Annotated in this window: 7 protein-coding genes; all 7 read right to left on the bottom strand. The window is 62.6% G+C overall.

Annotation, left to right across the window (positions count from 1 at the left end):
* Nucleotides 1-96: 96 nt before the first annotated feature.
* Nucleotides 97-1,743 carry a flagellar basal-body MS-ring/collar protein FliF gene (gene fliF / locus EN969_RS10995; RefSeq protein ID WP_013529786.1) on the bottom strand — a complete coding sequence of 549 codons (1,647 nt, stop codon included), beginning with the start codon at nt 1,741-1,743 and terminating at the stop codon, nt 97-99.
* A 134-nt stretch (nt 1,744-1,877) separates the two neighbouring features.
* Nucleotides 1,878-2,942 carry a flagellin gene (locus EN969_RS10990; protein WP_027161432.1) on the bottom strand — a complete coding sequence of 355 codons (1,065 nt, stop codon included), beginning with the start codon at nt 2,940-2,942 and terminating at the stop codon, nt 1,878-1,880.
* Between the two features lie 267 nt (nt 2,943-3,209).
* Nucleotides 3,210-4,211, bottom strand: coding sequence for a flagellin (locus EN969_RS10985; protein WP_013529788.1), 1,002 nt, complete (start codon nt 4,209-4,211; stop codon nt 3,210-3,212).
* Nucleotides 4,212-4,411: 200 nt separating this feature from the next.
* Nucleotides 4,412-5,143, bottom strand: coding sequence for a flagellar type III secretion system pore protein FliP (gene fliP, locus EN969_RS10980; RefSeq protein WP_127419123.1), 732 nt, complete (start codon nt 5,141-5,143; stop codon nt 4,412-4,414).
* Nucleotides 5,140-5,634: a flagellar basal body-associated FliL family protein gene (locus EN969_RS10975; RefSeq protein ID WP_013529790.1), complete on the bottom strand. Its 495-nt coding sequence runs from the start codon at nt 5,632-5,634 to the stop codon at nt 5,140-5,142. Before EN969_RS10975 ends, fliP begins: the two co-directional genes overlap by 4 nt.
* A gap of 17 nt (nt 5,635-5,651) precedes the next feature.
* On the bottom strand, nt 5,652-6,362 hold the full coding sequence (flgH, locus tag EN969_RS10970; protein ID WP_063168919.1) for a flagellar basal body L-ring protein FlgH: 711 nt from the start codon (nt 6,360-6,362) through the stop codon (nt 5,652-5,654).
* A partial coding sequence (locus EN969_RS10965) for a MotE family protein (protein ID WP_127419122.1) occupies nt 6,359-6,763 on the bottom strand: 405 nt, incomplete at its 5' end. The genes flgH and EN969_RS10965, both read right to left, overlap by 4 nt.

The raw sequence follows: 6,763 nt of genomic DNA, 5'->3' as shown, positions 1-6,763 counted from the left end.
TCCGTAGCCCTCTTCGACCTTCTGCCTGATTTCGGCACGCTGCGCGCGCGTGCCGAAATCAGGCAGAAGGTCGAAGAGGGCTACGGAAGGCATGTTTTACACCGCCACTTCCTGGGAAGCCCATTTGCGCAGGATCTGCGCGGTGCGCTCCTCGTTGAGGTCGACCATCCTGGCAAGCCGGTCCTGCGGCGCCGGCCGGATCTTCTGGCGAAGATCGTCGAGCGGAGTGGGGCCTGGGCGTGTGCCTGGCAAGGCGCCAACCGCGGCATTGTCGGTGGCCGCCATTGCCTCCGGCGTCGGCAGCGAGCGCTGGACGTCGTCGAAGCTGGGACCTGCCAGGGCTGGAGCAGCCTTTGCCGTCAGCGCCGCGGCCATCGGCCTCAGGCCGAAGAAGGCCACCAGGAACACCACGACGATGAAGGCACCTGCATTGATCATCGTGCCGGCATGCTGGCCGATCGAATCGAGCATTCCCGCCTGCGGGATCGCCTCGCCATCCAGGCCATCGATGAACTCGACCGCCGAGACGTCGATGATGTCGCCGCGCTTTTCATCCAGGCCGGTGGCGGATGTGACCATCTTCTGGATCTCGGCGACGCGCTTGGCGATCTGCTCCGGTGTGGCGTCCTTGCCGAGGATGGTCGTCAGCCGCTGCTGGTTGACGACCACGGCAATCGACATCTTGGTGACGGTGTAGCCGTTGGAGACGGTGGCGATCTTCTTGGAATTGATCTCGTAGTTGGTGATCTCTTCCCTGCGGTCGTTCTGCGAGGAGGATTGCGGGCCATCGGTGGCGGTTGCCTGGGTCTCAGGCAGGTTCTGCTCGACGCTGGCCGGAGTGGAAGCCTGCTTCTGGTTGTTGTTCTCGTTGGCGCGCACCGACTGCACCGAGCGCTCGACGCGGGAATTCGGATCGAAGATGGTCTCTTCCGTCTGGCGGGTGTCGGTGTTGACCTCGGCCTTGACGCTGGCGCGGAAATTGTCGGGGCCGAGATAGGCCGTCAGCGCACGGCGGATGTTGTCTCCGATCTGCGCCTCGACGGTCTGCTCGACGCCGAGCGTGCGGGCGGCGCTGGTGTTTGAAGGGTCGTCGCCCGCAGCCAGCAGATTGCCGCTGGAATCGAGCACCGTCACCTTGTCGGCCGACAGGCCGGGGACGGCGGCGGCGACGAGATGGCGGATCGACATGGCGCTCTTTTCGGCGTCGATGCCGGCGTAGCGGATGACCACGGAGGCGGAAGGCTGCTGCTCGTCACGGCGGAAATTGGCGCGTTCGGACATGACGATGTGGACCCGCGCCGCCTTGATGCCCGATATCGACTGGATGGTGCGGGCGATCTCACCTTCAAGCGCGCGCACGCGGGTGATCTGCTGCATGAACGAGGTGAGGCCGAGCGAGCCGACATTGTCGAACAGTTCGTAGCCGGCATTGGCGCTGGTCGGCAGGCCCTTTTCGGCGAGCAGCATGCGCGCCTGGGCGGTGGTGCCGGCCGGCACCAGAACCGAGGTTCCGTCGGCGCCGACATCGAAGCCGATACCGGCTTCGCCGAGCACCAGGCCGATCTGGTTCACGTCGGCGCGGTCGAGCCCGACATAGAGCGTGTCGTAGGCGGGGCGGTTGAGATAGACCGAGGCGATGCCGATGACGCCCATCACCAGAACGGCGATGCCCGCCAGCATGGCGAGGCGCTTCACGCCAAACCCGCGGAGATTCGAGATGATGCTCTGGATCTGTTCCGGCACGGTTCGACGACTCCCAGCATGATTGTCCGCCGGAACTCTAGTCTTCGAAGCTTGTGCGAAAATGAAATCGGGCCGCGCTTGCGGCGCGGCCCGTCAGTTGGGATGCGAAAGGAGGGCGCCGGTGGCGCCCGCGATTAGTTCTTGAACAGCGACAGGATCGACTGCGAGGAGCTGTTGGCGATCGACAGTGCCTGGATGCCGAGCTGCTGCTGCACCTGCAGGGCCTGGAGGCGGGTCGATTCCTTGTTCATGTCGGCGTCGACGAGCTGGCCGACGCCGCGGTCGATGGAGTCCATCAGGCTCTGGGTGAAGGTCTTCTGCAGGTCGATCGAGCTCTTGGCCGAACCGATGATGGTGGCGGAATCAGTCAACTGGGCCATGACCTTGTCCATCATGGTGACCATCTGGGTGATGATGCCGTCGGTCACCCCTGGGGCCGTGATGTCGAGGTTGTAGGCGGAAATATTGTCGACCTTGGTGACCGCTCCCGCCGCCGTCTGGCCGGCAGTGTTCGCGGCGATATCCGTTCCTCCGCCCGCGATCACGCCAGCATAGGCGTTGTCATACAGGGTCTGGGCGGCGCCCGTGGAATAGATGGAGGTCTGGCGATCGAGGACGCCCTGGTTCTTGACCTCGGCGGCAAGGCCGTAGTCGAAAAGCTTGGTGCCCTCGACATTGATGTTGATCGTTCCGATCGAGACAGCGCCGGATGAAGAGCGATTGAATGAGGACACGATCTGCGAGTCGGGCTGGACGCCATCATTGGCGGCCGTGACCTGCTTGGAGGTCACCGCGAGGAAATTCGAGCCGGAGAAGGTGGCCGCATCGGCAAAGGACTTCATCTGCGTTTGAAGCGCCTTGATCTCGGTCTGGGTCTTCGCCTTGGCGGCATCCGTCTGGCCGACCATGGACAACACCTTGGTCTTGATCTGGCCGATCGTCGTCAGCACGTTGGTGATGCCGGTGTAGGCGGCATCGACTTTCGAGGCGCCGAGGCCGAGTGCATCCTGCACCGTCGACAGGGCCGAATTGTCCGAGCGCATGGTGGTGGCGATCGACCAATAGGCGGCGTTGTCCGAAGCCTGCGAGACCCGATAGCCGGTCGATATGCGGGCCTGTGTCTGTTCGAGCGACTTGTTGGTGGCGCTGAGGCTTTGAAGTGCGGTTAACGCCGAGGCGTTGGTCATGATGCTCGCCAAGAAAGTCGCTCCTTCTCAAAAGCCGACATGCTCAGACATGCCGGATGGGCCTGTTCAACGATTGGCATCGTGCCGTTCGGACCGATTCGCCAACTGTCGTAAGCTATTGGTTAACCATAACTAGCGCGGCATGGTTAACAGCCTGTTAAAAGCTGGCTTTTGAGAGTTAAGGATCGAGGATTGTGCGGGGCTGGAGCAAACGCAAATAGGGCCGCGCTTTTGGCGCGGCCCGAATTTCTAGTGCGAACTGTGGTTGAGCGGAGGCGATCAGCCGCGGAAGAGCGACAGGATCGACTGCGAGGAACCGTTGGCGATCGACAGCGCCTGCACGCCGAGCTGCTGCTGGACCTGCAGGGCCTGCAGACGGGTCGATTCCTTGTTCATGTCAGCATCGACGAGCTGGCCGACGCCGCGGTCGATGGAGTCCATCAGGTCCGAGGTGAAGGTCTTCTGCAGGTCGATACTGCTCTTGGCGGCGCCGAGCGTGGTGGCCGAGTTGGTCATATCGGCGAGCGCGGAGTCGATGACGGTCAGCATCTGCTTGATCTGCGAATCGCTGGCAGCCGTGCCACCCGAGAAGATGGAAAGCGAGGCGGCCGAATAGGTGTCGGTGGCCAGTGCAGCCGCCCCTAGAGCTGTCTGCGTGCCGGAGACCGCTGCGGCCACACTGCCGTCGCTGCCGAGGCGGTACGTGTCAAGGATGCCCTTCGCGAGGCCCGAGGTGGTACCAGCTTCATAGAGCTTGATGCTTTCCACCTTGACGTCGATGGTCGAGATCGAAGATGCGCCGGCCGCGTCACGGTTGAAGGCCGAAAGGATCTTCACATCGGCAGCCGTCGTGGCTGTTGAGCCGCTGTCTACGGACAGCATGTTGGTGCCGGAGAAGGTGGCGCCGTCGGCGTAGGACTTCATCTGCGCCTGAAGAGCGGTGATTTCGGTCTGGGTCTTTTCCTTCGAGGCGTCCGTCTGGCCGTAGGAAGCCAGCAGCTTTGCCTTGATCTGGTTGATGGTGGAGATCGCGCTGTTCATGCCGGTATAGGCGGTGTCGACTTTCGAGGCGCCGAGGCCGAGAGCGTCCGAAACGGTGGACATTGCCTGGTTGTCGGAGCGCATCGTGGTGGCGATCGACCAGTAAGCGGCGTTGTCTGAGGCCTGCGAGACGCGATAACCGGTCGAGATGCGGGCCTGGGTGTCCTGGAGGGATTTGCTGGTGGCGTTAAGGCTCTGCAGAGCCGTCAACGCGGCGGAGTTCGTCATGATGCTGGACATGGTACTCGTACCTTGGTTTTTACAGGTGTTTTTTTGACATACCGGGCCTCCCGGTATGACGGTGCGGCATCATGCCAATGATCTCTGAAATCGATCACCCGCCATCTGCGAGCGAATATGCGGGCAAGTCCCTACCAAAGGGCTAAACCGGACGGTTAATCGAAAATATATTGCTGGAATTTCGAGCCGGCGCGGCAGAGTCAGTTGAAGGAGCGCACCAGGCTGCCGACAAGCAGGTTCCAGCCGTCGATCAGGACGAAGAACAGGATCTTGAACGGCAGCGACACCACCGTGGGCGGCAGCATCATCATGCCCATCGCCATCGTGATGGTGGCGACGATCAGGTCGATGACCAGGAATGGCAGCACGATCAGGAAGCCGATTTCGAAGCCGCGCCGGATCTCCGAGATCATGAAGGCGGGCACCAGGATGCGCAGGTCGACGGTGTCGCGCGAAACGGTCTGGCCGCGCTCGCGGGCGAGATCGGCGAAGAGGTCGAAATCCTTGTCACGCACATTGTGCAGCATGAAGGTGCGGAACGGATCGGAAATCTTGTCGAAGGCTTCGGTCTGGGTGATCTGGTTGTCCATCAGCGGCTTGACGCCGGTGTTCCAGGCCTGATCGAAGGTCGGCGCCATGACATAGAAGGTCATGAACAGCGACAGCGAAATCAGGATGAGGTGTGCCGGTGTCGACTGCAGGCCGATGCCGGCGCGCAGGATCGAGAAGGCGATGACGAAGCGGGTGAAGCTGGTCACCATGATCAGCAGGCCCGGCGCGACCGACAGAACAGTCAGCAGGCCGAACATCTGGATGATGTAGCCGACGGTGGTGCCGTCAGCCTTGCCGATGCCGCCGAGATCGAGCTGCTGAGCCGCCGCGATGGAGGTGGCGGCGGCGATCATGGCGGTGGCGAGAAGGAACTTTCTCATTCGAGCAGCAATGTCCTGATGAGTACCTGTTTGGCGTGACCCTGGCTGCGGATCGCGGCGCGTTCTTCGAGGTCGGCCTTCAGGTGCTGGTAGCCGCTGGCTCCCTCGATCTGATGCATCTTCAACGTGCGCACCAGGGCCAGGAGATCTTGGTGGATGTCATCCGACATTGCCTGTGGCTGCGGCGCGTCATAGACGACGGACACCTCCATCCTGATCCAGGTGCCGGCAGGCGAGGCGATGTTGGTGGTGATCGGCGCCAGCACGACAAGCATCGGGCCCAGGCCTGGTTGCTCGGCTGCGGCGGGCTGCATGATCTTACCTTCGTTCTCAGGCGCGACCGGTACCGACGCCGGTGCGCCGACGCCCTTGAGATAACCGCCGGACATCCAACCCACGCCAATGGCGGCCGCCGTCACAAGCAGCAGCATGCCGGCCTGAATGACAGGGGAGGGACCCTTGCGCGGCTGAACCTGTTCAATATTTGCCACGGCGACCTGCCCCGATCCTAGAACGGAAGAACCTGGTCGAGGATCTGCTGGCCGTAGGCAGGTTGCTGGACCTCGGTGATGCGACCGCGTCCGCCGTAGGAGATGCGGGCCTCGGCGATGCGTTCGTAGGGGATGGTGTTTTCGGCGCCGATATCGGCCGGCCGCACGATGCCGGCGAGCGTCAGCACCCTGAGCTCGGCATTGACGCGCACTTCCTGCGATCCGGTGATCATCAGATTGCCGTTGGGCAGCACATCGGTGACGATCGCCGCGACATTGAGTTCAAGCGTTTCCGAGCGCTTGATCTCGCCGTCAGCCGTCGTGTCGGTGGTGGAGGTGAGCGCCCCGGCGCCCTTGCCGGCGGTGCTCCACTTGTCCCACTGCGCGCTGAGGTCATAACCGAGCTTGCGATTGGCGGTGCGGCTCCTGTCGTTCTGGTTCTTGAAGTTGGCGCGATCGTTGATCTTGATCTTGACCGTCAGGATGTCGCCCTGGGACAGCGCCCGCGGGTCGGTGAACAGCCGGCTCTGGCGGTCGTCCCACAACGAGAATTTCTTGACCGGCGCTGGCGGCGTTTGCGGATATCGATAGAGCGAGCCGGTGCTGCCGCCATCGATGCCGGAGCCGACCGGGGACAGGGCCGGCTCTCTGCCGACCTCCTTGAGGTTGGTTCCGCAACCGGACAGCATGGTAGTAACCGCGCACAGGACAAGCATCTTCCGGATCATGACGGATCTACCCTTCGGGCTGCGCTGGCCATAATGCCGGTGAGCGTCGCCGCCGCCTTCTGGTCCATTTCGTTGAGGATGACGCTCGCCTTGCGTGAATCGAGCTTCATCAATATAGCCGCAGCCAGGTCGGCGTTGACGATGGCCAGCCGCTCGGCGGCGGCGTCGGGTTTCATACCGGCGTAGATCTGGACGACGCCGTCCTCGGCCCGGGCCAGGAAAACCTCGCGCCGCTTCAGCCAGGTCTCGTATTCAGCTTTCTTTGCATCAAGAGCTTTCATGCGCTCGTCAATGCCAGCCTGGAGCTGCTTCAGTTCCTGCGCCTGCAGGACATAGCGGCGGTCGCGGGCGGCATCGGCGATGTTTGAGCAGAAGCGCTCGATCTCGCTTTGGTCCGGCGC

The sequence above is a fragment of the Mesorhizobium sp. M7A.F.Ca.CA.003.01.2.1 genome (genome assembly GCF_003998945.1).
GTDB classification, from domain to species: Bacteria; Pseudomonadota; Alphaproteobacteria; order Rhizobiales; family Rhizobiaceae; genus Mesorhizobium; species Mesorhizobium ciceri.
The sequence above is the reverse complement of the archived record's forward strand: the minus strand, read 5'-3'. Positions and strand labels throughout refer to the sequence as shown.

Excerpts from the sequence above, each read along its gene's own strand:
- fliP (WP_127419123.1), bottom strand. The coding sequence starts at position 5,143 with ATGAGAAAGTTCCTTCTCGCCACCGCCATGATCGCCGCCGCCACCTCC.
- flgH (WP_063168919.1), bottom strand. The coding sequence starts at position 6,362 with ATGATCCGGAAGATGCTTGTCCTGTGCGCGGTTACTACCATGCTGTCC.
- EN969_RS10985 (WP_013529788.1), bottom strand. The coding sequence starts at position 4,211 with ATGTCCAGCATCATGACGAACTCCGCCGCGTTGACGGCTCTGCAGAGC.